Annotated in this window: 17 protein-coding genes; 4 read left to right on the top strand and 13 right to left on the bottom strand. The window is 36.0% G+C overall.

Features of this window, described 5'->3' with window-relative positions:
• Window positions 1-6: 6 nt before the first annotated feature.
• The 8 genes from HMPREF0077_RS06705 to HMPREF0077_RS06670 form a co-directional block, all read right to left on the bottom strand.
• Window positions 7-1968: a polysaccharide biosynthesis protein gene (locus tag HMPREF0077_RS06705; RefSeq protein ID WP_004837246.1), complete on the bottom strand. Its 1962-nt coding sequence runs from the start codon at window positions 1966-1968 to the stop codon at window positions 7-9.
• 3 nt (window positions 1969-1971) lie between these two features.
• Window positions 1972-3495, bottom strand: coding sequence for a murein biosynthesis integral membrane protein MurJ (gene murJ, locus HMPREF0077_RS06700; RefSeq protein WP_004837245.1), 1524 nt, complete (start codon window positions 3493-3495; stop codon window positions 1972-1974).
• Between the two features lie 652 nt (window positions 3496-4147).
• Complete coding sequence (locus HMPREF0077_RS06695; protein WP_004837244.1) at window positions 4148-5587, bottom strand: LCP family glycopolymer transferase; 1440 nt, start codon at window positions 5585-5587, stop codon at window positions 4148-4150.
• 404 nt (window positions 5588-5991) lie between these two features.
• Entirely contained in the window at window positions 5992-9357 is a 3366-nt protein-coding gene (locus tag HMPREF0077_RS06690; protein WP_004837243.1) for a UvrD-helicase domain-containing protein, read from the bottom strand.
• Entirely contained in the window at window positions 9350-12712 is a 3363-nt protein-coding gene (locus HMPREF0077_RS06685) for a PD-(D/E)XK nuclease family protein (RefSeq protein WP_004837242.1), read from the bottom strand. Before HMPREF0077_RS06685 ends, HMPREF0077_RS06690 begins: the two co-directional genes overlap by 8 nt.
• On the bottom strand, window positions 12709-15744 hold the full coding sequence (locus HMPREF0077_RS06680; RefSeq protein WP_004837241.1) for an SbcC/MukB-like Walker B domain-containing protein: 3036 nt from the start codon (window positions 15742-15744) through the stop codon (window positions 12709-12711). The genes HMPREF0077_RS06685 and HMPREF0077_RS06680 overlap by 4 nt, the downstream gene beginning before the upstream one ends.
• Window positions 15726-16838 carry an exonuclease SbcCD subunit D gene (locus HMPREF0077_RS06675; protein ID WP_004837240.1) on the bottom strand — a complete coding sequence of 371 codons (1113 nt, stop codon included), beginning with the start codon at window positions 16836-16838 and terminating at the stop codon, window positions 15726-15728. Before HMPREF0077_RS06675 ends, HMPREF0077_RS06680 begins: the two co-directional genes overlap by 19 nt.
• Window positions 16835-17557, bottom strand: coding sequence for a YaaA family protein (locus HMPREF0077_RS06670; RefSeq protein ID WP_004837239.1), 723 nt, complete (start codon window positions 17555-17557; stop codon window positions 16835-16837). Before HMPREF0077_RS06670 ends, HMPREF0077_RS06675 begins: the two co-directional genes overlap by 4 nt.
• A 222-nt stretch (window positions 17558-17779) precedes the next feature.
• Here HMPREF0077_RS06670 and HMPREF0077_RS06665 point away from each other — a divergent pair, with 222 nt between their 5' ends.
• Entirely contained in the window at window positions 17780-18454 is a 675-nt protein-coding gene (locus HMPREF0077_RS06665; RefSeq protein ID WP_004837238.1) for an NYN domain-containing protein, read from the top strand.
• A 55-nt stretch (window positions 18455-18509) separates the two neighbouring features.
• Here HMPREF0077_RS06665 and HMPREF0077_RS06660 read toward each other — a convergent pair whose 3' ends face one another.
• The 3 genes from HMPREF0077_RS06660 to HMPREF0077_RS06650 all read right to left on the bottom strand — a co-directional run bounded on the left by HMPREF0077_RS06660 (window position 18510) and on the right by HMPREF0077_RS06650 (window position 21207).
• On the bottom strand, window positions 18510-19319 hold the full coding sequence (locus tag HMPREF0077_RS06660) for a metal ABC transporter permease (protein ID WP_004837237.1): 810 nt from the start codon (window positions 19317-19319) through the stop codon (window positions 18510-18512).
• A complete protein-coding gene (locus HMPREF0077_RS06655; RefSeq protein ID WP_004837236.1) occupies window positions 19312-19977 on the bottom strand; it encodes a metal ABC transporter ATP-binding protein in 666 nt (221 codons plus the stop codon). The genes HMPREF0077_RS06660 and HMPREF0077_RS06655 overlap by 8 nt, the downstream gene beginning before the upstream one ends.
• A gap of 144 nt (window positions 19978-20121) precedes the next feature.
• Window positions 20122-21207 (bottom strand): metal ABC transporter solute-binding protein, Zn/Mn family, encoded by a 1086-nt coding sequence (locus HMPREF0077_RS06650; RefSeq protein ID WP_004837235.1) that lies wholly within the window; start codon window positions 21205-21207, stop codon window positions 20122-20124.
• A gap of 100 nt (window positions 21208-21307) precedes the next feature.
• Between HMPREF0077_RS06650 and HMPREF0077_RS06645 the strand changes: the two genes are divergently transcribed.
• The 3 genes from HMPREF0077_RS06645 to HMPREF0077_RS06635 all read left to right on the top strand — a co-directional run bounded on the left by HMPREF0077_RS06645 (window position 21308) and on the right by HMPREF0077_RS06635 (window position 23370).
• Complete coding sequence (locus tag HMPREF0077_RS06645; protein WP_004837234.1) at window positions 21308-21727, top strand: Fur family transcriptional regulator; 420 nt, start codon at window positions 21308-21310, stop codon at window positions 21725-21727.
• 1119 nt (window positions 21728-22846) lie between these two features.
• A complete protein-coding gene (locus HMPREF0077_RS06640) occupies window positions 22847-23104 on the top strand; it encodes an AbrB/MazE/SpoVT family DNA-binding domain-containing protein (protein ID WP_004837231.1) in 258 nt (85 codons plus the stop codon).
• Window positions 23104-23370 carry a type II toxin-antitoxin system RelE/ParE family toxin gene (locus HMPREF0077_RS06635; protein ID WP_004837230.1) on the top strand — a complete coding sequence of 89 codons (267 nt, stop codon included), beginning with the start codon at window positions 23104-23106 and terminating at the stop codon, window positions 23368-23370. The genes HMPREF0077_RS06640 and HMPREF0077_RS06635 overlap by 1 nt, the downstream gene beginning before the upstream one ends.
• Window positions 23371-23971: 601 nt before the next feature.
• Here the strand turns inward: HMPREF0077_RS06635 and HMPREF0077_RS10465 are convergent.
• Both HMPREF0077_RS10465 and nadE read right to left on the bottom strand, forming a co-directional pair.
• A complete protein-coding gene (locus HMPREF0077_RS10465) occupies window positions 23972-24775 on the bottom strand; it encodes a metallophosphoesterase (protein ID WP_004837229.1) in 804 nt (267 codons plus the stop codon).
• The gene (gene nadE, locus HMPREF0077_RS06625) at window positions 24768-26570 is read right to left on the bottom strand and encodes an NAD(+) synthase (protein ID WP_004837228.1); all 1803 of its coding nucleotides are present in this window, start codon (window positions 26568-26570) and stop codon (window positions 24768-24770) included. The genes HMPREF0077_RS10465 and nadE overlap by 8 nt, the downstream gene beginning before the upstream one ends.
• Window position 26571 lies beyond the last annotated feature (1 nt).

Genomic DNA, 26571 nt, shown 5'->3' with positions numbered 1-26571 from the left:
TAGCTTTTATATTTCTTCCTTTCCTATAAATGTATTAATCAATTCGTTTATTGTAGCAACAATGTCCAATTCATCAATATTTTCTTGGTTAATTACTTTATCAAGCTTACCGAAAAATTCTTCTCTAGAGAAGTCAAGTGGTCGACCTACTGATATTCCATTAATGTGGGTATCTGTGAGCGCTTCTTCATCCATCAATCTTTCTTCATAGAGCTTTTCGCCAGGTCTTAGTCCTGTATAAACTATAGGCATATCTATATCTGGTTGATAGCCTGATAGCCTTATAAGTTGTCTTGCAAGGTCGTCTATCTTTACTGGTTCTCCCATATCGAGGACAAAAATCTCTCCTCCATGAGCCATTGAACCTGCTTGAAGGACTAGCTTTACAGCTTCTTTGATTGTCATAAAATATCGAATGATTTCTGGGTGGGTTACTGTTACAGGTCCTCCTGCTGCAATTTGTTCTTTAAATAATGGGATTACTGAACCGTTTGATCCTAATACATTTCCAAAACGAACTGCTACAAATTCTGTTCTAGGGTTTTTTCCTTCTAATAAATCTTCTGGATTGATAGTTATATTTCTATCCCCATCTTGGATGATTACCCTTGCAAGTTTATTATATTCCTTACTTGCTCTAATGTCATTTATTCCTTGAATAATCTTCTCGCAAACTCTTTTAGTTGCTCCCATTATAGAAGTAGGATTTACTGCCTTATCCGTTGATATTAGAACAAATCTCTTGGCATCATTGATAAGTGAAAGAAGGGCTACATTATACGTTCCTCTTACATTGTTTTTAATAGCCTCAACTGGACTTACTTCCATTAGGGGAACGTGCTTATGAGCTGCTGCGTGGAAAACTATATCAGGCTTGTAAGTTTTAAAAACTTTTTCTACTCTTTTAAAGTCTCTAACCGATCCTATCAGGGTTATAAAGTTTAAGTCTTTATTATTTCTCTTAAGTTCTTGTTCTATTTCATAGGCATTGTTTTCGTATATGTCAAAAATAATTAGTAGTTTGGGACCATATTGGGAGATTTGTCTACAAAGTTCAGATCCTATAGAACCTCCCCCTCCTGTGACAAGTACTACCTTGTCATTTAGATAGTCGAAGGTTTCATTTGAAAAAATCTTTACAGGGTCACGTCCTAGGAGGTCTTCTATTTGGACATCCTTTAGAGTGGACATGGTAATCTTACCTGAAACCATTTGATATATACCAGGAAGAACCTTAACTTCACAATTTGTTTGATTGCAAAGCTTCAAAACTTTTTTCTTTTCTTGTTCATCCACTGATGGAATAGCAACAAGAATCGTGTCAATCAATTCCCTGGCTACAATATCTTTGATTGCATATCTATCTCCAAGGACTTTTACTCCATCTATGTATTGGTTAATTTTCCTAGGATCGTCATCAATAAATCCAACAACTTGGATATTGGTTTTGCCACCGCAGTTTGAGTTATTTATATCTCTCTTTAGAGTCTGGCCAGCTGAACCCGCTCCAATAATTAAAGCTTTCTTGTAGTTTTTCTTGCCATTATCTTCCTTGTAATTCCAATGAATAAGCATCTTTTTTGCAAATCTAGATGCTACTGTTAGAACATATTGAATCATAAATCCGAATAAAAAGTAAGAAAGTGGCATCTTCTTTACAAAAAATGTCATAAAAATGACGTGGCTTGCCAAAGAAAGAATGCATGCCAATGTAATATTGATAAGTTCTGTATAGGAAGCATACTCAAGTATCATGTTGTACATCTTATATCTTGTATAAATAACAATCGTTATCAAGGTGTTAATTTTGGTATATATAGTAAAAGCTGACAGATAATCATAAGGTATTCTAGAAAAATTAGTATCAAATCTAAAATAAAGGGCTAAAAAATATGCCAAATTCAATATTAAAACATCAAAAAATATTAATGTCATTTTTTTCTTATCTAATAATTTAGATATATCCATATATCATTTCCTTCCTAACTTGTTTTTAAACTTTTCTATAATTTCATCTATGACGTCAACTTTTAGCAGTATAACTGCTGCTATGTAAACAAAAGATGCAAAAATAATTGAGATAAGTAAGCTTATTACAAAACCTGTATAATCTGAAAGTAAATTATAAGTGAAATTGGTCGCCATTACCATAACTAATGAAGCGAGGACAATTTTACCCATATAAATAATATTCTTTATCCTATTTACTTTACCAAATTTCTTATGATAAACAACGATTAATATGGCACTTCCGAGTGCTGTTGAAATGCTTGTCGCATAGGCTATGCCGTCTATGCCGAATCTTTCTACCAAAACCATGTTTAAAAGCACGTTTATGGCTTGTTGGAAGAGGATTATAAGTAGTGGGGATTTGGAGTCTCCTGTTGCGTAAAAGGCGTTGGATACTATTTTTAGTATTGATATGAAGATGATGTAAGGGGCATAGGATATTAATAGGGAAGCTACAATCCTAGTATCGGCTGGGCTAAAGGCGTGTCTTTCGTAAATTAATCTAATAATTGGGCTTGCTAGGGCCATCATGCCGAAGGTCGCTGGTAAGACTAGGGCCATGGTTAGTACTAGACTTTGTGAGGTTTTTTCTTTCATCTCTTCTATCTTCCCCGTATTTGCAAGTTGAGCTATTTTGGGAAGGGTGATTGTCGCTATGTTTATGGTAAAGACTTCTACTATGAAGTCTAGCATATTTTCTGTATAAAAGAGCTTGGCGACGGAGTCTATTCCAAGATAGGCTGATGCCATGGATTTATCTATTAGGATTGATAGTTTGTTTGCTGCGCTTGATATGATGATTGGAATCATAATTGTGAGCATGTATTTTATGTAAGGATTTTTGAAATCTATTGTTTTCTTGTAGGTAAATCCAAGTTTCCTGCTGACAAAGGGAAATCTTGCAAATTGGATTATGCTTCCTAGTAGGGTTCCTATTATTAGGATGTATGGGTTTCTAAAAATTCCTGTAAGAAGGGTTGCCACAATTACAAATATATTTATGACTATTCCTGGTATGACTGGATCTATGAAGTTACCCTTGGCATTTAGAAAGCCTCTTATGGCTGCTGAGTAGAGGAAGGTAAAGATTGATAGGGCCATGATCCTTGTAAAGTTTCTAGCTAAGTCTAGGCTGTTGCCTGTAAGTTTGGGTGAGAATATTTTTGAGATTGGGCCTGCAAAGATTATTATTAGTACAAATAGTATTGCTCCGTAGACCATAAGGGTGTTGATGAGATTTGAAGTGAAGGCTTCTGCCTCATCTTCGCCCTTTTCAGCACTTACCTTTGTGTATACAGGAATGTATGCTGCAACTATGCCTACTATTACAGTGTAGGTCATGATGTCTGGGATGGTTGTAGCTGTGACATAAATGGATTTTATGTCTCCTGCTCCTATTACAGCAGCCATTACTGATTCTCTTACAAATCCGAATGTTTTTGATAGAATTGTGAGAATCATAAGAATGATTGTTGTTTGTCCCATTTTACTTTCCTTCTTCTTTTTTCTTATGCTTAATGTTTATTTTGATGAAACCTTGTCATCCTTAATGGAATTGTCACAGTGAGCAAAGCGACCCCTTGTCATTCTGAGGATGAAGCTTCGCTTCTGACGTGAGAATCTCTTTCTTGACGTCTTATGTTTGCTTGGCTCCTAGGTTTACTAGTCAGATTCCTCGTCGAAATCTGCGATTTCTCTGTCGGAATGACACACCCCCCCTGTCATCCAGAGGAGTGGAGCGACGTAGGGATCTCTTTTTTTGACGTCTTATGGTTTCTTGGATATGAGACTTTCTAGTTAGATTCCTCCTCACTGCGTTCGTTCGACGGTAGTTTGCGGGCTCAGGTCTTACGACCTTCACCTCGCAAAGCCTCGATTAAGGTCTGCCATCAATTCACTTTCGTTTATTGTGGCCAGACCATTAGGAATGACACAAGAGGCCTTTTCATTGTGGCCTGAGCCATTAGGGATGATAGGAGCTTAAAGCATGGAGACCCCTTTTCGCTTAGCTTTTTTGCTTGCGATTTGGGGCTGCTCTTTTCTTGATATATTTCCATAGCTACACTTTAACTTCTTACTTTAACTTTCCTGTGCTCTCACACTAGTCAAAGGACTATCTTGGCAAAATTACTGATGTTTACCTATTATTTTCCAAAATCCTTGTGTGCAAGTCTTCTATGGAATTTTTACTTGGTACCATCATATATAGATCAGCACCTGGCATTAGATAAGATTTAAGATCCATGCTTCCTTTTCCTTTTAGAGCCTGGCTTTCTATTTGCCAGTTAGCTCCATCTGCTAGTTGTTTATTGACTAGCTCTATCATCTTCTCATATGGTACATCGGTATTAATAGATTCTAAAGCTATGTCCGATATTTTATTGAAGTTTAGGAGCATCTCTGGGCTTAGCATTTTTTTAATTATGCCAGTAAGGACTCTTGTGTGGTTCTTGCCCCTATCGAAGTCTCCTTCTTGGAGATGGTATCTTTCCCTTGAATAAGCAAGTGCCATATCTCCATCCATATCCACTTGTCCTTTTGGGAAATAATATTCTTCTCCACTTGCAGAGAAGGCTACTGGATTGTCAACGGTGATACCACCTAGTACATTGATTAATTGTATCAAGGTTGTGAAGTTGACCTTGCCATAGTAGTCTATCTTTACGTCTAGAAGTTTTTCTACACTTTTTATTGAAGTATCGACTCCAAAAAGTCCTGCGTGGGTTAGTTTATCGTACTTATCTCCCTCTCCACCAATGGATAGGTAGGTGTCTCTTGGAATTGTTGTGATTAAAATCTTCTTTTTTACAGGATTTACGCTAAGAATCATATTTACATCAGATCTTGATACATTGGAAAGACTTCCTGAAGTGTCAATTCCAGATAGGAATACATTGAATGATTGATTTTCCTTAACTTGAGCCTTGGCATCTTCTTTTTTCTTATCACTTGTTACAAGTACCGATTTTAGTACCCTGGTCTTTTCTGAAAATCCATCTATTGTTTCATCTAGTATAGGTCTAAATGATTCGTTAAGAAGCATTACCTCGCAAGACCCATCCAAAAGGGCTGTGGCTGATTTTTGATAATTATCAAAGTCTTTCGCTCTTAGCTCTTTTGAATTTTCTTCCTTGTACTTGGCAAGTGCCTTGTCAGTGTTTTCCTTATCTATGCCATCGGCAGTGGCTATTTCCTTATCAGAAAGCTCTGCTAGAGTTTGGATAGGAGAATCTTTAAGCACAACAAAGCTCATCTCGTTGGTAGATTGGGCAGGCTTGTTGTTAATTTCTGCCACAGTTCTAATGGACTTATTGGCATAAGAAAGAAAAGATAGCTCGCCAAAACTTATGCATAGAAGTAGGACTACAGCAATTACCTTGCTTGTTCGTGAATTTTCCTTTTTAAAAAATCCTATATACAAAAAAATACAAATAATCACACCCATAATGACGGCTAAAGCCATCCTATACTTACCAGGGAGGATTTTGTATTTAAATAAGAAATAAAAAAAGAAAAGATTAACAACAGCTGCCAAAACACCAACTATTTTTGTAATTAGATTGTTTGTTTTATTCATTAAATTTCCTTTAATTTCTTTATTATTACAGGTAAATGGTATAACAAAAGATGAATTTTGTCAAGATTGTGTAAGTAAAACTTTGTTATTATTTAGCCTTTTGCCCCTTGGATTTGCAGGTTGGATTGATTTATCGAGCTGACGAGCTTCCTGTCATCCCTCCAAGCAGGATTTTCTTGCGAGGAGGGATTTTTTCTTAACGTCTTTTGTTTGCTTGGATATTAGATTTACTAATCAGATTTCTCGTCGCTTCCCCGTGGAAGCTCTGTCGAAATGACAAAAAAAGTTAGCCTCGATTAAGGTCTGCCATCAATTCACTAACGTTTATTGTGGCCAGACCATTAGGAATGACAAAGGGAGGGAGTACGTTCATTGTGGCGAGGACCTTTTCCTCATCCTTTCCCTTATTTTATTTCAGATATTTCTTTGAAGTTGTACCAGTAGATTAGGGCTTGGCTTACTTTTTTTGCTTGGGCTTCTTCTACGGCTTCTTTGTAGATTTTTATTTGCTTGTCGTAGAAGCCTTCTCTTTTTTTCTTGTCGGTTTTGAAGTCTACTAGGATTATTTCATCTTCTAGTTCAAACATCAAATCGATTTGTCCATTTAGATAGTAGTCATCTTTTTGCATGAGGAAGGATTCTTCTTTTCTTATTTTTTTAGCCTTTTGGGCTAGGTTTTTGATGAGGTGATTTTGGTAGAAGGCTAGGATTTTGTCAATTTCTATTAGCTTTGTGGTGGCCTTGTCGATTTTTTTCTTGGTGATTAGTTCCGCAATTTCTTGTTCTAGACTTTCTTTTTCATAGTCCTTAAAGTCTAGGGCTTGGAAGAGCTTGTGGATAATAGTTCCCCTCTCGGTTGCCTTGAAGGTTTTTTCTTCTGTTATGAAGTTTGGTTTTCTAAAGTCAGATTGATTTAATTCTTCACCATAATTTGGTAGCTTGTAGCCGTCAGCCGATGGGTCGAAATCCTTACTTACTTCTGTTACGGATTTTTTGATTGAATCCTTGATTTCTGCAAGGTAAGGATAAGGCTTATCGTGAATTTCTTGTATCCTCTTATATATTTCTTCGTTTATATTTTCATCATCGAGGAAGTCATTGATGTCACAAGTTTGGTATTTGTCTATGGACTTACATTCATCTATGACATCAAGACTTGCTATTCCTGTGAGCTTGTCTGTTTCAAAGCTTTCGAAAAGTCCACTTCCAACAGCATCAGTTGAAAGAATTGCGAGGAGCCAATCCATATAGGAGTTCATCTTTAAAAAGTCGACTCTTCCTGCTATTTTTTCTATAGTTTTGAGATTCCTCTCTCCTGTTACAAATAGCATCTCTTCTGCCCTGGTCATTGCCACATAGAGGATACGCATTTCTTCTTTTTTGTTTTCTTCTGTTATCTTGTCATTGATGAGATTTTTTCTGATTGAAGAAAAACGCAATTTGTTTTCATAATCTGATAGGTTTATTCCTATGCCCAGATCATCATCAAAGACTATGGCTTCTTTTAGGTGCTTGTTGTTAAATCTTTTTGAGCTATCGGCAAGGATTACTACAGGAAATTCTAGGCCCTTGGACTTATGAATTGTCATTATCCTTAGGAGGTTTTCCGATTCGGATAAGTCCCTTGCACTTGCAATGCTATCTGTTTGATTCATGGAAAGGGAGTCTACAAAGTCGAGAAAGGCAAAAAGCCCATTGTCATTAGACTTGTCAAACTCATCCATTATGTCTATGAAGCTTTCGACATTTCCAATCCTATCTTCTGCCCTATCTCTTGCCATTAGAAATTGATAAAGACCAGTTTCTTCAAAGATGTAATTGCCAAATTCATAAAGGCTAAGAAGGCTTAGCATGTGAGAGAAGTCTGCGAATTTTGTCAAAAAGTCCTTGATTTTCTCCCCTATTTCATCATCCTTGTCGTATTCCTTAAAGGCCTTGTAGAAGGAAAAAGCACTTGAGTTTAGCTTTATTTCTACTAGGTCATCTTCTGTAAAGCCAAAGATTTCTGATCTTAGGATTGAAAGTAGGCTTAGGTCGTCTTTGGGATTGGCGAGATATTTTAGGATATTGATAAAGAATGTAACCTCGACTGCCCTAAAGGAGACCTTACTTATATCGTTAAAGAAAGGAATTTCCGCCTTCTTGAAGGCTTCTTCGTAGATATAAGACTTTGCTCCCGACCTTAGAAGGATGGCTATGTCCCTATAATCGTAGCCCATTTCCCTTATCTCTTCTACAAGCTCGACTAGGTAGTCTTCTTCTCTTATCTTTTGATCTATGACTTTGACTTGAGCCCTCTTGAATGGACTTTTGTCGTTTTTGTCGAAGTTTAGCCTATGACCTGCATTTTTGTAATCAATATCCGAGCTTTCCTTAGTCATTAGCCTATCGAATATGAAGTTGTCAAAATCTAGGATGTCTTTTTGCGAACGGAAATTCTGGTTGAGATTTATCCTAATAGAATCTTCGTCTTGCTCGTAGCTGTCGAGCTTTTCTAGGAAGATCTTGGGTTCTGCCCTCCTAAAACCGTAAATTGACTGCTTGACATCTCCAACTAAAAATAGATTGTTCGCCCCCCTTAGCCTTTCTATGATGTAGTTTTGTATCTCATTTGAGTCTTGGTATTCGTCAAAGAAGATATAGGCGAATCTATCCCTAAGTTTGTCCCTCGCCTCTTCTATGTCTATTAGGTCGATAAATTTATGTTCCATGTCGGAAAAGTCGAGATAGGACTTCTCGCTTTTCTTTTTTGCATAAGCCCCCATAAAGTCCTTGACTAGGCTGTTAAGCTCAGCTAGTATTTCCTTTTCGAGTCCTTCAAAAAGGCTTATGGTAAGGCTATCGGTATTTTTGATAAAGGCACTTATGGTCTTTATCTCTTCCTTATATCTATCCCTTGTGGATTTTATAAATTGATAGTCTTCTTCTGAGTCCTTCTTTGTCTTTGATATCCTGCCAAATTTTATGACGGAAGCTTTTTTGATAAAGCTATCCCAATTGTCATCTATAAGTAAGTAGAGGTCCTTGATTTGATTGTAGTCATCAGAAATAAGTTCTTGGTGCTTATCTCGCATTGCCATATCCAAGCTATAGTCGTAGTTGATTTTGGCAAGGGCAAGGATTTTTTCGAAGCTTTCTTTAATCTTTCCTTTGAATTTATCAAGATTAAAGGCAGAAGAAGTAGCCTCATCTAGCCAGGCTAGGGGTCTTGTTTGAGACATAATCTTATCATAAGTTTTAAGAACTATATCTTTTGCTCCCGAATCGTTTTTGGTCCTTGCGAAGCTGTGGAGGAAGTTTTCGAAAGTTTCTGTCATATTTTCATATTTCATATCGAAGACTTCATCAATTGCTTCTGCCTTTAGGATAGTCGATGTATTATCGCTAATTACTTTGAAGTTTGGGGATAGGTCATCAAAATAGTAGAAGTTTTCCCTTAGCATATCCGAGCAAAAGGAGTGGAGGGTCTTTATTTGAGCATGCTTTAAATTTTTCATCTGCTCTTTGATAAAAGATAAGTCAGCATCCTTATCCCTAAGTTTATCCTCGAGGGCCTTTCTTATTCTATCTTTCATCTCGACTGAGGCCTTGTTGGTGAAGGTAACTATGATAAATTTTGCTATATCCTCCTTATCTTCGGTGATAAGCTTGATTATCCTCGTAACAAGGACGCTGGTCTTACCAGAGCCTGCGGCGGCGGATACTATTATATTTTTTCCTCGAGCATTAATGGCAAGCTCTTGGTCTTTGGTAAAGTGCATCTTAGTCATCTTCTTCTCCTCCTAAATCATCAATGCTTATCTCCTTATCGAAGACCCTATAGCGGAGTTGGTCTATGGTGATATCGAACTTACATATGCCCAAAAAGTCGCAGTATTGGCACTCATTCTTGTTAGCATCATAGGCTAGAGGCCTTAGATTTATGTCGCCTTCTTTGATATTTCTAATGTATTTGCTGACAAGTTTTTTGGCAAAAGTTTCGATTTTTTCTGCTTCTTCTGGACTTAGGATGTCAGAGTTTTTGATATCAACTATAGAAGAATCTTTGAGAGAATCCGCATCCCTATCAATTAGCTTAAAGACTTCTTCATTTATCTTTACAATAAGACCATTTATCCTAAATTTATCGGCTAGGGATTTTTCGATTATTTCCTTAGAGTAGCCATCAGAGTTTACCGATTCCATCTCATCATAAAGGGGCATATAGAAAGAGCCTATAGGAATCATTACTTCCTTAGAATTTTTGGCAACTGCCATCATATACACTAAAAGCTGGAGGTCTAGGCCGTTTAGGAGATTGACTATCTTAAAGGTCTTGTTGCCTGTTTTATAGTCGATTATCCTTACGAAATTTCCCGCCTTATCAATCCTATCTATCCTTCCCCTCAAATAATTTTCATCATCGACAAAAACTTGGGGGATGTCTTTGCCATAGCCAAAGTCTTCTTCTACAGCGTAGATCTCAAAGTCGCCCTGGCTTAGTTGATCAAGAAGCTTTTTTGAATTTCTCCTTGTTGATGTGAGAACATTATTTAGGATAAACTTATTTTTCGCATCCTTCCTCCTAGTCTTATCGAGATTTTCTTCAGTCGCCTTGGTGAAGTTTTCTACTAGAAGCTCATCTAGGCCTTCTTGGCTTATGGTCTTTATATCTTCATTCTTTAGCTTGTGGGAAAGGTCCTCAAAAAGCTTGTGGACAATATTACCTACTTCCATATGGTCGACATCATAGCTTTCTTCGATTTTTGGCCTTAGACCATAGTTTACGAAATACTTGTAAGGACATCTTGAATAATTTTCTATCTCGCTTACATTGAAGTGGTTTTTCTTGTACAATTTTTCTGTCAAATCTTTCCTTAGCCTTTCCTTATCATTAGTGAAATTTAGGGCCTTTTTGATTAAATCATATGAATCCCTGTCCTTTAGATAACTTATCATGGCCTTTGATATAGCCTTATCGTCTACGCTAACTTTTTCTTTTCCAATCATCTTCCTTAGATTTTTTAGGGCGTAGTTTTCGAGGGCGACTAGGGAATATTTTTCTATGGAAAGGCCTAGCCTTGATCCATAAATCATAGAAGAAAGATTTAAAGAGTCGTCTTTAAATATATTCATTATCCCACTTAGGACTATGGACTTGTTAATAGCTTCCGATTTCCTATTGGCTAGGGAGTAGGAGAAAAATATCTTATCTGATATGGTGATTAGCTTGTAGAGATTGAGCTTTTCACGCTCTTCTAGGTCTTCATCAAAGACCTTTAGGTCAATACCCAAGTCCCTTAGCTTATCCTTCTCATTTTTTCCAACTATCAAGTCCTCCCCACTTTTTGAAGGGAAAAATACATCATTTAAGCCTAGGGCAAAATTGATCCTTCTATTTGCTATGGCAGCTCTGGCGAAACTCGTTACTTCTATGTGGTCTTTGCTTGGAGGGATTATTCCTACATTGATATCCCTTGCGGTCGCTTCAATTAGGGAATAGATTTTTCCTAGGGAATTTTCTCTTTGACCCATAAGCTCGACTAATTCTTCTAAGATTTCTACAAACTTATCCCAAACCTGCTCATTTTCCTTGTAGTCATCAAGACGGCCAGAAGCTTTTAAAATAGCTTGGTACTTGTCTATCCCCCTTCTGATATCCTCATCATAGATTACTTCAAAGATAGCCTGGCATAAATCTTTGCTAGGGCCTTGTCTTTTTTCAAGAAGAGGGGCTAGAAGCTTTAGGATTCTTGTCCTTAGTTCATTTACTATCTCATATTCTCTCGTTTTTTCAGAAAGCTTAGCCTCGCTTTGAGGGTCATTTTCGTAAATTTTCTCATAAAATTCTTGGTCAAATTCAAAGTATTTGTCATCAAGGAAAGTTTTGCCCTTTATTTTTCTTGTTTTGATGAAATTTTGGAGGATTATAACCTTATCCTCGAAGTCTTCTGAGAAGGAAAAAAGCCCAGACCTTAGGAAATAATTCATATCCTGCCTTTGGAAATTGTAGATGACAAGTCTAAGGATGGCTAGGAAGGTCTTTATTATGTGATTATCAGAAAGCTTCCTTCTTTGATCCATAAAGACAGGCAAGTCATATCTATTAAAGACTTTGATTATCTCATTTTTATATTCGTCTTCGTCAGATATGTAGATGGCAAGGTCCCTGTACCTGTAATTTTTCGCCTTGACCAAGTAGTTAATGAGCTTGGCTATATTTATGACCTCGCTTTTAGTCGAAGTATTTTCCAAAAAGTAGATGTTTTTTGGGTCTTTGCCATATTTTTTGTAATTATAGGCTTCGAAGTTTTTTGCCAGGTGATAAATATCTTCTTTATATATAGAAGCTTCCTCGACAAAGATATCCTTAGTTTTTTCAAGCTCATTGAGCTTTTGGTAGAGCCTTAGGCCTGGGTCAAAAAATTCTACATCAGAAAATCTATCTGCAAAAAGGAAATTCTTGTCTATATTTAGGCTAACATTTACGACATTTCCCCTAGCCAAGAGAGCCTCTATAAAGGAGAGTTTAAGCTCGGATAGGCTATCGAACTTATCGAAATAAAAGATGGCATCATCGAGAAAATCGCAAGTCGGAAGCCTTTCTATGATGTAAGTTAGGTTGTCTTCGGAGTCGATGAACTTGCCTGAGATTTCTTTCTCATAGGCGTCAAAAATCATCTTTAGCTCCTTAAATTTAATCTTGGTTATAGGATCGTCGGTATTTTCTACATTATTAAAAAATTCCTCGTCAAAATTATTGTCCTTAATGCTAGAAATTAGAGAGCCTATATTATTTACAAAGTCAATGTTAGAAGCCTTGTTTTGGAAAAGGCTTAGCTTATCATTTATATCTTGAAGGATATTTGTTATAAGCAGGGTCTTGGCATTTTTGCTTAGAAATTTCCTATCAGCTTGACCAATTTTGTCTATTATCAGGCTTTTTAATGAAGAAAAGCTTAGGACTTTGGCATCCATTACTGATTTTTTGGAAATATTTCTCATAAAATTGATATCAGTCTGTAGGGTGTATTGCTCAGGAACTATGAGCATGGCCTTCTTTCCCCTGGCCAGATCCTTTTCAATTTCCTTATATATATAAGTCGATATGTCTCTCGGGTATCTTGAAATTATTGTCTTAATCATCCACAAACCTCCACTTTTGATCCATGGCTTGGTGTATAGGTAACATTTATCTTTGCATCTATCGCTTCTTTTAGCTCATCTACATGGGAGATAAGGCCGATAAATTTATCCTCATAGGCGAGTTTTTCGATGGTAGAAATGGCCTTATCCAAATAATCCTTGGACAAGGTCCCGAAGCCTTCGTCTATAAAGAGGGTGTCGATTCTTATTCCCCCATTTTCCATACTAATCTCATCAGAAAGACCCAAAGCAAGAGAAAGGGAAGCAAGAAAGCTCTCTCCTCCAGAAAGGGTTGAGGCTGGGCGAGCCTTGCCAGTGTTGGCATCTAAGATTTCTATGTCAAGGCCTGCCTTAGACCTCTGATCTTCGGCTTCGGATTTTCTAATCATGGAGAATTGATTGCCAGTCATATCCATTAGACGCAAATTGGCAAGGCTTAGAACCTTATCAAAGTAGTAAGTTAGGACGAAGGTTTCAAAGTCAATCTTCTCCCTACCTATGACCTTGCCAAAAGATCCATCAGCGACCTTGGAAAGGCGGGCGAGGGATTCGGCATCGGCTAGGCCCTTCTCGTAAGATTTTTTCAAATCCCCTATCCTTTGGTAGGTCTTTGAGAAAATTTCGATTCTCGCATAAATTTCTGCCTTCTTTATTGATAGCTCTTTTTTATTTAGGTCTTCAATTTCTATTTCTTTCTCGATTTTTTCCAAGTCCATAGGCTTTTGATCCTTGTAGGATGCGAAATTGTCTAGGGAAATTTTCGCCTTGGAAAGGGTCTTGAAGTAGGAATCAACCACATCTTTTTTTTCAAAAAGTTTATCTGAAGCTAGTAAAGACGCTTGATAGCTTTCCTTATTGGCAAAACTCTCTTTGACTTTTTCTTCGAAGTCATCCTTGGAGGTCTTAGCCTTAGCCGATAGATCCTTGAGGTTTTCCTTTTTATTTTCTATATTGGTTTGGATTTCCTTTAATCTTAGCTGGGACTTTTGGAAGGCCTTGCTTATATCACTTATTTCTTTTTCAAGACCTTCTATTTCTTCCTTGAGCTTTAGACTTTTTTCTTCTAGAATCTTCTCATCAAAGTCTTTCATAAGGTCCTTTTGGCTTAGATAGGTGATTTCAGCATCCTTGTTGGCAGAAAGCATATCTAGCAAGCTTTTATCCTTATCCTTGGAAGTCTTAATTTCTTCTGTCAATTTATCAAGGCTTTTCTTAAAACTTTTCCTATCCTCGACTCTTTTTTGGTAATCCTTTCTTAGCCTTAGGATATTTTCTTCGATTGCTTTTTTGTGGACGTAATTTCCTTCTAGAAGCTTTCCGATTTGCTCTAGATTATCCTTTGAAGTCAGGTCTTTTTCAATTTTTCCTAGGCTTTCTTTTCTTAAATTTAGGGCTTGGTTGACATTGGCAAGATTTTTTCTCAAGAGATTAAGGTCTATGTCTTCTATTGGGTGCTTGTGAAGAATTTTATCCTGCTTTTTAAGGCAGACTGGGCAAAGGCCTTCTTCATTGGCCCTATCTATGAGCTTATTTATGATTATTAGGTCTTCACTAGCTAGGGCCTTCTTTTCGATTTCTTCGAGCTTGTCCTTATCTGTGGATAACTGAGAAATTTTTTCCTTGTGGTCTTTGATTTCTAGAAGTTTTTTCCTATCCTCTTCTAACTTTCTGATGTTTTCAGATAAATTGGTGAGATTTTTGTTTTCATTAGTCCCCTTTTCAGAGATTTCTCCGATAAGCTCGTTATTTAGATCGAAAATCTGCCTTAAATTCTTAAATTCTTTGTCTAAGTTTTCAAGGCTTGCTAGATTGTCCTGCCTTTCTTCCTTGATTTTTTCCATATCCTTATAGGATTTCTTGGCTTTGAGAAAAGTCTTGTAGTTTTCCAAAAGCTTGTCCATATTTTCTTTTTCGATTTTTTTCTTATCAAGGATGCTTTTTTTATCCGCTAAGCCTTCAATCTCTTGGGCCAAGGTCTTATTTTTAGCTGTTTCTTCCTTTTCGATTCTTTCACTTTCCCCAAGGCCATCCTCTAGCTTTTTTATATCACAAAGGGTATCTTTGTAATTTTTTTCATAAACTAGGATATTTTGGGCAAGATCTGAAAGCCTTATTTTTTCTAACAAGATTTTATTTTCTTCTTCATGACTTAATAATTGCTCGAGGTCTTTTTCTATGGTCTTGTACTTTTCTATATTTTCATTGAGCCTTTTGCCCTCTTCCAAATCTCCTATAAGCTTTTTTATAAGAAGGTCCATTTTTTCTTCTTTGCTCGTAATCTCCTCATAGGTCTTATCGAGCCTGCTTTTGCCATCGAAAAGAATTTTTTCTATGGCAGAAAAATCGTGGGTTATGAGATAATCCCTGTCTATTAGCTTTTTAATCTCTGGACTATAGTCTATGACGCCTGCTACTTCCTTGTCTATATAGTCCATCTCCTTGATGGAATCTTTGGCGAGATTCTTAATTTTTTCTTGGAAGTCCTTGTACTCATAGGTCTTAAAGATATCTCCGAGAAGCTTGGCCTTATCGGTAGATTTGGCTTTCAAAAATTCTTGAAATTTCCCTTGGGCTAGGAGCATGACCTTGGAAAATTGCTTATCATCAAGGCCTATGATATTTTTGATCATCTCGTCAGTTTCCCCTTGCTTTTCGCTAAGGAGAATTTCTTCTTCTGTTATGTCAAAAAGGGCTACAGCATTGCCTATACTTTGACCGATCTTAGTCTTTTTGGCTCTTTGTCGAGGGATTCTTTCTATCCTATAGGTCCTAGCTCCTACATCAAACTCTAGATTTACATAAGTATAGGGGTCTTCTTCTGAAAGAAAATCACACCTAAGCCTATCAGATGATATATCCCTTGCTACATTTCCGTAAAGGGCAAAGCTTATGGCATCAAAAATGCTGGTCTTGCCAGAGCCTGTATCTCCAGAAATTAGGAAAATTTTCTTATCATACAACTTAGTAAAGTCGATTTCAATTGTATCCTTGTAGGTGATAAAACCCCTTAGCTTTAATCTTCTTGGTCGCATGCTATTATCCTTTTTATAACTTCCTTATCCTTATCTTTTAAATCTTCGTCCATCTTAAACTTATAAAAATCAGAAAAAAGCTCCAAGATATCCTTATTTTCCAAATCTATATCTAGGCTATCTTCCCTAGTAAGGGCAAGCTTATTGGCATAGCTTATAGAAACTGCCCTAGGAAACTTTTCCTTGACCTTGGCCATGGCATTTTCTATGATGGAGGAATCCTCGAGTATAAATTTTATGTAGGAATCAGTAGATTTTTCCCTTAGGAGATCTTCGAACAAGCCCCTTCTTACTTCAAAGTCCCTAAGAAGGGGAAGGTCGATTTTTCTAATCTCCGCCTTTTCTTTAAGATCGACAAGGGTTACAGACTTACTTTGATTTTCTTCATCGAAGGAATATTTCATAAAAGTTCCCGCATATCTTATCTTTGGATCTAAAACAAAGTGGGCCCTGTGAAGGTGACCCAGGGCGACATAGTCGAATTTCTCAAAAACTGAGGCATCCATCATGTCATAACCTCCGATAGTAAGGGGCTTTTGGCCATCATCGTAGGCTTCTTTGTCTTCCTTCATAGAAGAAGCATAGCAGTGGCTGATTAGGACATTTCTATCTTCATAGCCAATGTCCTTTAGGGCAAACTTGTAAAGGTCTGTGAAATTATCTATGGAAGGGTTAAAAATCGTCCTTGCCTTATTGATTGAGATAAAGGGAATTAGGTAGAAATTCACCTTCCCATATTCATCTTCGAAAGTAAGGGGGCTTTTTTCATATTCACTTATGAGATAATAATTGTTGGACCTATAAAATCTCTTGTTGATATCAAGCCTTTTGGAAGAATCGTGGTTACCTGAAATGGCTAGAACTTTTTTCTTTAAATCAAAGACTACTTCTTCCAAGAAATTGGAATAAAGGTCAAGGGCCTCAGCACTTGGTATAGTAGTATCGAAAATATCTCCTGCAATCATTACAAGGTCGACTTCTTCTTTTTTTATTATAGAAATAATCTCATCGAGGGCGAATTTTTGCTCTTCTATTAGAGAATATGATCCGATATTTTTTCCTAGATGAAGGTCAGATAGGTGGATAAGCCTCATGATTTTCTCCTCGCAAAGATGAAATTATCCTTAGTTGATAGAAAGGAATCGAAAATATAATCATCAATAGAAATCTTCTTGATATCATCAAGCTTATCAATCTTTTTTCTAATAATTTCCTTGAGGAATTTCCCCCTCATCTCCTTAGTCCAAGCTACAATTGACCTAAGCTTGCCATTTCTCTCATCCTTAAAGTCTATGGTAATAAAAATGTCGTCCTTTTTAAGATAAGGCCTTATAGTTTTGGCATATTCCTTACTCGCTAGATTAATCACAAGGTCTTTATCCCTAAAGACTTCCTTATATATATCATCTTTCCAAAAATCATAGAGATCTATCATCTTGTTGTCAAAATATAGCCTGTAATCCCTAATTCCTGTGTAAGGCTTTAAGGCACCATAAAGGGCAGAAATTATATAGACGTGATTATTAAGATAAGCCAAATCTGGGAAATCTTCTTCGCAAAACTGCTTAAAAACCAAACCATCATAGGAAAAAAGTGCGGGGTTGTCGAGTCTATCAAAATCAAAATCTTGGAAATCAAAATAAGCCTTCTCTGTAAGCTCGTCATTGGTCTGATTGAGATTGCCTAAATCATTTAGGCTAAGCTTTCTAATCTCATCAACAAGCTTTCTCGTCTTATCCTCAAACAAAATCTTCTCTGTCTTAAAATTATCAAAATGTTTAAATCTTTTAGCTGGTGATATAATAATCTTCATAATACCTTCCTTATATAAACATTATACTATAAAGTCCCCCTCATTAGGGCTTAGGTATATAAAGAAAGTCTAATTTGAAAGCTGCTTGACAAAAGACAAGTTTCAAGATATTATATAAATGAACAACGATATGTTGTAATCAATGATATTTATCCTTGGCATTAGATATCCCACCCTAAGGGAATTTTCGAAACCAAGGATTTTTTATTAATAGGAGCGAAAATGAAAGCAGCGATATTAGTGGATGGAGGTTACTACAGGAAAGTAGCCTTAAAAGCATTAAAGGAAGATAGTCCTGAAAAAGATGCTAAGATGCTGATTACATATTGTATGAGGCATTTAAAAGAAAAAATCAGAAGAGAAGATATATACTATGATTTATATAGAATATTCTATTATGATTGTCCTCCTCTTGATACAAGCGTATATGACCCCCTAACAATGAAGGTTATAAATATGAAAAAACACCCTCAGTATCTATGGATGAATGAATTTTTAAATGAATTGAAGAAGAAGAGAAAAGTAGCTTTGAGATTAGGTAGACTTTCAGAAAATGAAGTTAATTATACTTTAAAATATGAAAGTGTAAAAAAAATAATAAATAGAAGTCTTAGTATTGATGAATTAACTACTAAGGATTTTTATCTAACATCTAAACAAAAAGGTGTTGATATGAAAATCGGAATTGATATTGCCTCTTTAGCATATAAGAAGCAAGTGGATAAAATCGTCTTGATTGCAGGAGACTCTGACTTTGTTCCTGCTGCCAAACTCGCAAGAAGAGAAGGTATTGATTTTGTCTTAGATTCACTAGGCCGAAAAATTAAAGATGACTTATTCGAACATATAGATGGCCTTAGATTTTGTGATGAAAAATTAATAAATAATTATAATTAGAGAAAAGAGGCATGAGTAATAATCTGAAATAGATTCATACTTATGTCTCTTTTATTCATTTCTTAACAAGGATTTTCTTTTTTATCAAGCTAAATAAGGATATTACTAATAAAAATCCTATCGCTATTAGGACTATGGCTCCTCCTGGTTTTATTCCCTGATAGAAACTTATGCTTATACCGCTTAGCATAAATATCAAAGAAAGAATTATCGCTATAAGGTAGGAAGCCTTGTAGGATTTGGCTATAAGGAGGGCGCTCGCTACTGGTATTACCATAAGGGAACTTATCATCAAGGCACCGACAGTTTTTGCAGATATCGCAACTGTTATTGCAGTAATTAGGGTGAAGAAAGAATCTACTAGGTCAGTCTTTACTCCTGATAGCCTACTCATCATCGGATTTATAGAATTGTACAAGAGTGCATTATAAAAATAAAGAGAAAGGACTAGGACTAGAACAAATATTATTCCAATTAGTCTTAAGTCTTCCTTGCTAACTGTAGTAATTGAGCCAAACATAAATGATTCAAAGCTCTTACCTCCTGTGGTAAAGTCGGATAGGACGGCAGCGAGACCTATGCCTGCACTCATTACTATAGCTGTTGCCATATCGCCATATTGCTTAAATCTCCTCCTAATGACCTCGATTGCAAAACTTGCTAGAACGCAAATAAGAAGTGAAGACCAAAGAGGATTTATACCAAAAATTAGTCCAAGGGCAACGCCCGATAGGGATGAATGGCTTAGGGCATCGCCAATCATGGAAGTCTTTCTATTAATCATTACCACGCCGATCATAGGGATAATTATTGCAAGCATTCCTCCTGCAAGTAGGGCCCTTCTCATAAAATCATATTCAAGCATCAATTAGCCTTCCTTCCTTTAAAACAACGGTTCTGTTAACCAAGTCCCTTATTAGATCCATCTCGTGACTTATGATTAGGATTGTAATTGCCTGGTCTTTATTAAGATGGGCCAAAAGTTTTAGGAAAGCTTCTTTGTGTTTAGCATCTATGCCAACAGTAGGCTCATCTAGGATAAGCATCTCGGGTGTAGAAACAAGAGCCCTTGCAATCATGACCCTTTGTTGCTGACCGCCAGAAAGCTTGTTGAAAGGCTTATTTATCAAATCTTCGATAGAAAGAGAGGAGAAGGCATTTTTAACCTTTTGATCTACTTTCTTTGTCGCCATATTGAAAATATTAAAGTCCTTGTATAGGCCAAGTCTTACATATTCCTTGCAAGTAACAGGAAAGGCAATCTGAGATGAGTCACTAACTTGAGGAAGATAGCCTATCTTTTCATACTCATGAAAATCTTCGATAGGCTTGCCTAGAATTTTAATCTGTCCAGAATCCTTTTTTTCTGCCTTCAAAATAAGCTTAATCAAAGTAGACTTGCCCGAACCATTCTCCCCACTAACCGCAATAAAATCACCCTTTTCTATTTGGAGATTGATATCATTAAGTATTAAATTTTCTTCATAACCGAATTTAAGGTTTTTAATCTCTAGCAATTTCATATACTACATTATACCCCTTGACCCATATATTCTTAAAAAATCTTAGCTTTGTCTAAGATAAAAAATCAAAAGAAAGAGCAAAGATATAATAATTCTTTGCCCTTAAAGTTACTTAATTCTTAGGATTTATAGGTCTAATTATATTTATGATAAGGACTTATAGATTGCTTCTAGGTTTTCCTTAATCATTTCTTGGTAAGTTTTGTTTGAGTTTAATTCATCATCAGTTGCAAACTCGAGGGTGTTAATTGGCTTAGCCTCTGCTCCAATTTCATCTGCTAGAGTCTTAGCTTCCTTATCTGAACCACCCATCTCGTAAAATACAGTCTTTAACTTAGCAGCCTTTGCTAGATCTGCAACTTCCTTTAATACCTTAGCATCTGCTTCCCCTGTTGATGTTAGACTATTTAGTGGAATTTGTTCAAGATTAAACTCCCTTGCAAGATAACCAAAAGCTTGGTGAGGAACTATGAATTTCTTATTTTCAACCTTATCAAATTTTTCCTTATATTCTTTAACCATATCATCAAGCTCTTTGGCAATCTTTTCATAATTTGCCATATAATAATCCTTATTTGCAGGATCAATTTCTGATAATTTATCTGCAATTATCTTTGCTTGAAGCTTACCATTAGCTGGATCTAACCAAGTATGTGGGTCATATTCGCCATGATGATGGTCGTGGTCGTGGTCATCATCCTTAGCTTCTTCCTTATGCTCATCCTTAGCTTCTTCCTTGTGATCATCCTTCGCTTCATCCTTATCATGGTCATGATCATGATCGTCGTGATCATCTTCACTAGCCTTGATAAGGTCGATATCCTTACTTGTATTTACTAGGTCAATATCGACTGCATCCTTTACAGCACCTTCCCATTCTTCCATGCCAGCACCATTAATAAACATTAACTTAGTAGAAGAAAGTTCTGCGATTTCTTTTGCAGATGGCTCAAAATCATGGCTTTCTGTCTTTAAATTCACAAAAGATTTAACTTCAAACTTATCTCCTGCTATTTGTTTAGCTAGATTATAGATTGGGAAAAATGATGTATAAATAACTCTTTCTTCCTTAGCATCTTCAGCCTTTTTGTCATCCTTCTTTTCTTCATTGACGCTAGTTTCTTGTTTAGCCTCTTGTTTATCTGGGCTCTTTTCTTTATCGGAATTGTTGCCGCAAGCTCCTAAAACAAAACTTAGGGCCAATACTGCTACTATATTTTTTACCTTCATATTATCTCCTTTTCTTTTTGCAATCTATTTGCAAATATGATTATATTATTATTTTCCAATCTGTCAAATAATTGTATAATATATAAGGAGGGATAAGATTTTGAATATAGAAGATTTACTAAAGAAAAAAAATTTGAGAATAACTAAGCAAAGAAAGCTTATACTAGAAACCCTATTAGGATGCAACAATCCTATATCAGCAGACGAAATTTATGAACTTATCAAAGAAGACATCAGGGTTGATTTGTCCACTATTTATAGAAACCTTAACACTCTTGAAGAAAATGAAATCCTTCTAAAAAACACAAATATAGATGGCATAAGCTACTACCAACTAAACAATGAAAAGCACAAGCACTTTATGACTTGCACCATATGCAACAAAAAAATAATCCTAGAAAACTGCCCTGTCCATCCATTAGAAGAGCAAATACAAAAAGAAACAGGCTTCCTAATAACAGGCCACAACTTCGAATTTACAGGAATTTGCCCTGACTGTCAGAAGATAGAACATAAATGATAAATATAAGCTATTTAAAAACTAAAATAAACATAGCCCCATCAATAGAAATCATTCTAATGATGGGGCTATGTTTTCAATTTATATTTAAAGCGTCTTTTTTATATACTTATTCTAATTTTAAGCTTTAATCAAATCTCATTAACCCAATTATCAATAGCTTTATCAAAATTTCCTTTACTTATATCATCATTATAAAAAGGCAAACCTAGAATAAAATAGTCATTATTTGCAGTAATTATCGGATTTTTCACTTGAAATTTTTCTGCTATCTCTAGTAAAAATGATTTTTTCCATGTTTTTTCAGACTTATCTAATAGATGGAATCCCTTTGCCTCAACATAGGCCTGATAGTTTGTTTTATTATCTAGATTAGTATCTCTAATTTTTTACCTTTTTCTATTTTTTCAGCAACAGGCTGTGGTTTCCCTCCTGCTTTTACTCTTCTTCCACCTCTGTATGTTCCGTTTTTAGCGATAGTATCACCTCCTAATACTTAAATATAAGGGGCTGTTGCAGAATGAATAAATCGTACCATTATAGTTAGAAGAACCTCCACGGAAAGTCTCACCTTGCCGACGGGCTAATGCCTCCATCATCCGGCAGGCACTAATATGCCCACTGGCAAGGAGAGGTAAAATTTCCTAAGAGAACTTTCTAATGATGGGACGATGATTATTCATAGTTTTGCAACAACCCCTACCTTTGTCATTCTATTTTCTTTTAAACACATCTCACAAATCGGATGCTCTGCTACATATCTTTTTCTAATAAGTCTCCACGCTTTTCCATAACACTTATGGGTTTTTGGATCTCTTTTATATTTTTCATAGTTTTTGTTGTATTCTTTCTCATGTTTCTTACAGAATCGTCCATCAACTAATTCAGGACAAGCTGGATTAGAACATGTCTCTTAGGTTTTCTCGGCACTTTATCACTCCATAAAGAAAGCCCTGAAGATTTAATCTCCAAGGCTAGTTTTATTATTCTTTTGCTATTTTAACTATACTACAACTACTTACTCTCATTCTATCAACTTTACTCTCCACTTGACTTTTTCATTAGAAGAAAATATAATTTAGTTAGAAAGTATGAATTTCTAACTAAGGAGGTTTTCTTATGTTGGTTGAACTAAAAGCTAAATCACAAGTTACTATCCCAAAAGACATAGTAAAATCTATGGAATTAAATCAAGGCGATCAATTTGAAGTCATAGAAGATAAGGGAAAAATTGTACTTGTTCCAGTTGCAATCTATCCAGAACACGTCATAAAAAACTTGAAAGCTGAAGTAAAAGAAATTAAAGAATCTATAAAAAATGGAGAAAGGCCAATCTTTGATTCCATTGATTCTCTATTTGAGGAATTAGATAAGTAATGTCCTATAAACTTACTTATTCGAAAGCCTTTAAAAAACATTATAAAAAACTATCTGATACTGAAAAGAAACAAATGAAAAAGAAACTTAAATTTTTCGTAGAAAATCCTACCCATCCATCTTTAAGAACCAAGAAGATACAAGGTGCAGATGGACTATGGGAATCTTCTGTGAATATGGATATTCGCATTATTTGGTTCTATGAAAATAATGAGTTGATATTCCTTTTAGATATTGGACACCATGATATCATAGACAAGTTTTAAAATTGCTACTATAATAATAGTACGAATTGAAGACAAAAGTTTTGCGGGTGATGCATTTATGCGTCACCCGATTTTTTATACTTCTATATTTTTCAAAGCCTTACTATGGAGTCTGAAGATATGCTGAATTGAGTAATTCATCTCAACCGCTATTCTCTCCCAAGATTCAAAACAAAGATATCTTTTTTCTAAAACTACTTGAAGTTCTTTATCTTCTATCTTTTTTATTGTTCTTACGATTTCTTTTTCAAATCTAACAACTTATCTATATCCCTATTGATTTCTCCTTGAAGGTCTATGATCTTTACGATAGTATCTTCAAGTTTTGATGATCCTCTATTAGGACTCTTTGGTATATCGGATAAGGTGGATGTAGCTTTAGTCGCTGGAACGTTGATGGATTCAACTTGTTCAAGCTTACTATTAATTGTTTTGTCTCAATTTCTGTAACATAAAACTATTTTTATAAATTTAGCTTTAAACTTTGCTATATGAAGGCAAATTCGCAAATAAAAATCAGCTCTGATATAGAACTGATATTTTGGCAGGTCTGGAGGGAATCGAACCCCCATCTTTGGCTTCGGACACCCTTGTTTTGCCACTAAACTACAGACCCATTTCTTATACTTATGTTGGAATAGCCCACAGGATCTAGAAATCTCAGTGGTAGGAAGGTGTTTCCTAGTCCGCTATCGACATATATTATACCTTTTTTGTAAGGGAATACTCCCATATCGTAATCTGGCAAGATTCCCTCGGCTGGGCTTAGGAGGGCACCAATTATTGGTAGTCTTACTTGACCGCCATGGGTATGACCTGAGAAGATAAAGTCGAAGTCATCTCTATCATCATCTCTTATTGATTTTGATAGATGGCTTAGGATGATGTTTATGTTATCGTCTTTTGGCTTATATTTTTCGTAGAATCTAGCATAGTGGCCTGTGCCATAGAGATTTATTATATTGTCTCCTACAGAAAATTTTACCCCATCATTAAATAGATAGACTATGCCAAGTTTTTCCATCTGACTTACAAAATAGTCGAGATTGGGGCCTTTTTCTTCGTGGTTACCTGATATGAAAAAAGTAGGAATTTCAAGTTTTCTTAGATTTTTAAGAAAAAATAGGCTTCTTTCTATTTTTCTTTCTGTTCCATAATCGATGATATCGCCAGTTAGGATTATAAAGTGGGGATTGAATTGTCTGATTTTTCTTAGCATGTCATCTAGATTGGCTATGACATTGGAGTGGAGGTCGGATATTTGGGTAATCCTTATTTCTCCTTTGACCTTGGGATTTCTAAGATCAATTCTTTTTTCCTTGGCGTAGAAGCATTGCCTGTTGATATAAAAGCCTAGACCTAGGGCAAGGAGTCCTAGGCCTGTGGCGATTTTTTTCTTATTCATCTATATCTTCCAAGTACAAAGTAGAAGCCATATCGGAGGCAATTTTATAGCCTAGTCTAGGTGATGTTGAAAGTCCTGTGATGTTTGGCCCATCTACTGCAGTTGCTCTCTTGAATTGGGAGGCTGCAAATCTCTTGAAGTAGGAGGTTAGCCATTTTTTTATGACTTCTTCTTTATAGTCATCCCCAAAGGCAGATTTTGCCAAGGCTAGGATTTCTCTTGGACTTTTTTTGTCTTTGAGGTGATGGTAGATAAAGAAATCTATTAGCTCGTAAGGGCCTATGATGTCTTCAGTTTTTTGGCTTATTTTATCATCAGTTTCATTTTTTAGTTCTGGAGAGATTGGAGTTTCTACTATATCTTTTAGAACTTTAGCTAGTTTGTCATTGTCTGTGTTTTCGGCAAGGTAAGTTACTATGAAACGCAAGTGGGTCTTAGTTAGACTTGAGTTTAGGGAGTAGTTACTTATATGATCTCCATTGAAGGTTGCAAAGCCCTGCATACATTCTGATAAATCGCCAGTTCCTATTACTATTCCCCCGTACATATTGGCTAGGTCAAGGAGGACTTGGGTTCTTTCCCTTGCTTGGGCATTTTCGTAAGCCACATCTTGACTTTTAAGGTCATGGCCAATATTTGCTAGGTGGATTTTTACTGCTTCGGATATGTTTATCTCTTTTAGGTCAATTCCCAAGGCTTGGCATAAATAAAAGGCATTTGACTTAGTCCTCTTACTTGTAGCAAAGGCAGGCATGGTGTAGGCGTGGATTTTTTCTTTTGGAAGGCCAGCTTTCTTGTAGGCTTCGTTTATGAAAAGTAGGGTCATGGTAGAATCAAGCCCACCTGATACTCCCAAGAATACATCCTCGACTCCGATTTTTTTCATCCTACTTAGGAGGGCAGAGCTTCCTATTTCCATTATATCTCCTACAAATTCTTTTTTATTTGCTTCTTTTGGAAGATAAGGAAACTTAGCTACTTTATTTTTCTCGTCAGTAAATTTCTTAAAGGCTGTAGGGCTATTTTCATCAATTTCAAAATTTTTGATAAAGCTTACTGAGTCATTTACACGACTTTCAATTATTTCCCCATCATAGGCTATTACATTTAAGCCCTGATAGACTGAATCTGTGCTAGATTCTCCCCTGCCAGCTCCTGATGATACATAGACAAGCCCCTTGGATAAGTAGCTTATATCGCTAAGGCTTTGTCTGTTTGATTGGACTGTTTTCTCATAGGCGTTAGGATTTAAGATTAAATCGACCCCCATTTCCTTAAAGACCAAGGAAGTTGCTATGGCATCTCTTTCATCTTCTCCTATAACTACTCCAATCCTGATACCTGAAATTTCTGCTGGATAAATCATATTTACAGGAACTTCACTAGATCCTAGGCTAAAATAGTTTGGAGTTTCGCTACAAAAGATGTTTTTTTCGTAGGCTTTGAGATTTTCTTTGACAAAGCTTGTTATAAGCTCACCCTTCTTAATAAAAAGTATGGTATTGTAGAGCTTTCCATTTTCTCTTAGGGGAGCACCTAGACTTATGAGAAGATCATAGTCCTTGGAGAAAGCTTTTAGGTCAATGATTGCTTCTTTGACCCTTTCTATTAATACATCTTCCTTATATAAATCATAAAGGGAAGCTCCTGTTAGGCACAATTCTGGAAGGGATAGGATGTTTACCCCGCATTTGTCAGCTTTTTTTATTATATCTTTGATAGAAGCAAGGTTTTCGCTTACATTACCTAGGCTTATATCGAAATTTGTTGATAGAATTTTTATATTTTTTTTCATA

The sequence above is a fragment of the Anaerococcus tetradius ATCC 35098 genome, from assembly GCF_000159095.1.
Lineage (GTDB): Bacteria > Bacillota > Clostridia > Tissierellales > Peptoniphilaceae > Anaerococcus > Anaerococcus tetradius.
This window is presented reverse-complemented; position numbering and strand designations above follow the sequence as displayed.

Bases quoted from the DNA above. Each gene is read 5' to 3' on its own strand.
- HMPREF0077_RS06695 (WP_004837244.1), bottom strand. From the start codon at position 5,587: ATGAATAAAACAAACAATCTAATTACAAAAATAGTTGGTGTTTTGGCA.
- HMPREF0077_RS06635 (WP_004837230.1), top strand. From the start codon at position 23,104: ATGTCCTATAAACTTACTTATTCGAAAGCCTTTAAAAAACATTATAAA.
- HMPREF0077_RS06705 (WP_004837246.1), bottom strand. From the start codon at position 1,968: ATGGATATATCTAAATTATTAGATAAGAAAAAAATGACATTAATATTT.
- HMPREF0077_RS06670 (WP_004837239.1), bottom strand. From the start codon at position 17,557: ATGAAGATTATTATATCACCAGCTAAAAGATTTAAACATTTTGATAAT.
- HMPREF0077_RS06675 (WP_004837240.1), bottom strand. From the start codon at position 16,838: ATGAGGCTTATCCACCTATCTGACCTTCATCTAGGAAAAAATATCGGA.
- HMPREF0077_RS06665 (WP_004837238.1), top strand. From the start codon at position 17,780: ATGAAAGCAGCGATATTAGTGGATGGAGGTTACTACAGGAAAGTAGCC.
- HMPREF0077_RS06640 (WP_004837231.1), top strand. From the start codon at position 22,847: ATGTTGGTTGAACTAAAAGCTAAATCACAAGTTACTATCCCAAAAGAC.
- HMPREF0077_RS06650 (WP_004837235.1), bottom strand. From the start codon at position 21,207: ATGAAGGTAAAAAATATAGTAGCAGTATTGGCCCTAAGTTTTGTTTTA.
- HMPREF0077_RS06680 (WP_004837241.1), bottom strand. From the start codon at position 15,744: ATGCGACCAAGAAGATTAAAGCTAAGGGGTTTTATCACCTACAAGGAT.
- HMPREF0077_RS06685 (WP_004837242.1), bottom strand. From the start codon at position 12,712: ATGATTAAGACAATAATTTCAAGATACCCGAGAGACATATCGACTTAT.
- HMPREF0077_RS06660 (WP_004837237.1), bottom strand. From the start codon at position 19,319: ATGCTTGAATATGATTTTATGAGAAGGGCCCTACTTGCAGGAGGAATG.
- HMPREF0077_RS10465 (WP_004837229.1), bottom strand. From the start codon at position 24,775: ATGAATAAGAAAAAAATCGCCACAGGCCTAGGACTCCTTGCCCTAGGT.
- nadE (WP_004837228.1), bottom strand. From the start codon at position 26,570: ATGAAAAAAAATATAAAAATTCTATCAACAAATTTCGATATAAGCCTA.
- murJ (WP_004837245.1), bottom strand. From the start codon at position 3,495: ATGGGACAAACAACAATCATTCTTATGATTCTCACAATTCTATCAAAA.
- HMPREF0077_RS06655 (WP_004837236.1), bottom strand. From the start codon at position 19,977: ATGAAATTGCTAGAGATTAAAAACCTTAAATTCGGTTATGAAGAAAAT.
- HMPREF0077_RS06690 (WP_004837243.1), bottom strand. From the start codon at position 9,357: ATGACTAAGATGCACTTTACCAAAGACCAAGAGCTTGCCATTAATGCT.